Here is a 2028-nt window from a genome sequence, read left to right on the forward strand (position 1 = left end):
GCGCGGTAGTCCAGCGCGCGCAGCAGCGGCAGCACCACCCGGTCGGCGGGCAGGGGCTTGGGCAACCATTCCCAGGCCCCGTGGCGGATGGCCCGTTCCGCGCCGTCCGGGTCGCCCCCTTCGGCGGTGACGATGATTTCCGGCTGGCCGGGCAGGGCGCGCAGGCCGGGCATGGCTTCCACCCCGTTGCCGTCGGGCAGGGTGGCGGCCAGAAAGATCACGTCGGCGTCGTCGGCCAGCAGTCGGCCTTCCACCAGTCCCCCCGCCCGCGAGGCCCGGTGCCCCAGCCCTTCGGCGATGCCCGCCACCAGTTGGGCGAAGGCGGCATCGGCATCGATGATCAGCACGTGGGCCATGGAGGTTCCGTGGGGTTGGAGGGGTGTGGCGGGTTGCGCCAGATGGAGTACGCCAGATGGAGTACGCCAGATGAAGTACGCCAGATGACGTGCGCCAGAGGGGTTATGGCGGACGCCGGAACGCCGGTGCGGGGCGGTGCCTGCGGTCAGGCCCGCACGAACAGGCCGGGCGCAAGGCCGTCGTGGGCGCAGTGCAGCACCCCCGTCATGCCGGGGTGCAGCCGGTCCACGGTCTCGCCCTTGTGGTTTTCCAGCCGGAAGTCGCCGGGTTGCAGTTCCGGCCTGTGCAGGCCGGGCAGCAGCAGTTCCAGGGGTTTTGCGGCACGCCACGGGGCGCGCACGGATACGTGCCATGCGCTGTCGCCCGCGGGCTGTTCGATGCGCGCCACCACCGGGCGGCGCATGGCGTCATGCGGCAGGCCCCGGTTCAGCCGTTTGCCGCCGGGCAGGAAAAAGCCTGTGGAAAGCGGCCTGCTGGCGGTGTTCAGCAGTTCGTACAGGTATTCCTCGTGCCGGAAGGTGCGCCGGGTCAGGTCGTCCAGAGCGGTGCGGTAGGCATCGGTAACCTGGGCCACGTAGCCCGCGCTCTTCACCCGGCCTTCTATCTTCAGCGCGGTCACGCCCACGGCGGCGAACCAGCGCACGTACTTCACCAGGCACAGGTCGTTGGGCGCCCAGAAGCTGGAGTGGAACGGGCCGTCCTGCACCGCCTCCCACGCGATTTCGCCGGGGCGGGTCTTTTCCTCCACGGCAAGGGCCATGCCCAGGTATTCGAAGCGGCAGGGGTGGGTGCACTGGCCGAGGTTGGCCGGGCGGTTGTTCATCCAGGCGGAAAGCAGGCAGTGGCCGGATACGGCAAGGCACATGGCCCCGTGCACGAAAGCCTCGAATTCCACACCGGGGCAGGCGCTCACCAGGTCGCGGATGCCGTTCAGGTCCAGTTCGCGCGCCATGTTCACGCGGGTGGCGCCCATGTCCTGCCAGAACAGGGCAGCTTCGGCATTGGCGGTGTTGGCCTGGGTGGAAACATGCAGCGGCAGGCGCGGCACGCGGCGACGGGCCATGCGGGCAACGCCGGGGTCGGCCACGATCAGGGCGTCAACGCCCGCCGCGTGGGCTTCGTCCATGGCGGCTTCCACCTCGCGCAGGTGGCGCTGGTGGGGCAGGCTGTTCAGGCAGTAGTAGACGCGTGCGTCCACGGCATGGGCGCGCTGCACCGCCTGCGGCAGTTCATCGGGCGAAAATCCCTGGGCGCCCGCACGCAGGTTTGGGCCGCGCCCGCCCAGGTACACTGCGTTGGCGCCGTAGCGCAGGGCCGCGTCCAGCTTTTCCATGTCGCCAGCCGGGGCCAGCAGTTCGGGCAGTGCGGCCCGTGCGGGGGCGGGCGGGTCCGCGTCCTGCGGGTCCGCGTGGGGATGTGCTGTGAAACCGTTGGTCATGGTGGCTATGCGTGGTTGAGGCTGTGGTAGCTGTGGTTGGCGGCGGACGGCCCGCCTGCTGTTGGCGGATGGACGGGGTTGCTGGACGCTGAGGCAGGGCGCCTCTACACCGGCAGCCCCAGGCGGAGCCTGCGTTCCTTCAGGCTGTCGAGCACGGCGGTGGTCACGCGCAGGCCGCCGCGTCCCCGACCCAGCGCGATGCCGGGCTTGCCCGCGCCGTGGTAGTCCGAGCC

General features: G+C 70.6%; 2 protein-coding genes. Both read right to left on the bottom strand.

Annotation, left to right across the window (positions count from 1 at the left end; genetic code table 11):
• The coding region (locus FVW20_RS13445; protein WP_196610009.1) for a response regulator at positions 1–356 on the bottom strand (356 nt) is incomplete at its 3' end.
• A gap of 146 nt (positions 357–502) precedes the next feature.
• Complete coding sequence (locus FVW20_RS13450) at positions 503–1795, bottom strand: peptidase U32 family protein (protein ID WP_231039105.1); 1293 nt, start codon at positions 1793–1795, stop codon at positions 503–505.
• Positions 1796–2028 lie beyond the last annotated feature (233 nt).

Source organism: Nitratidesulfovibrio oxamicus, assembly GCF_015731765.1.
Classification (GTDB): domain Bacteria; phylum Desulfobacterota; class Desulfovibrionia; order Desulfovibrionales; family Desulfovibrionaceae; genus Cupidesulfovibrio; species Cupidesulfovibrio oxamicus.

Coding starts and splice junctions, on each gene's coding strand:
- FVW20_RS13450 (WP_231039105.1), bottom strand. CDS start 1,795: ATGACCAACGGTTTCACAGCACATCCCCACGCGGACCCGCAGGACGCG.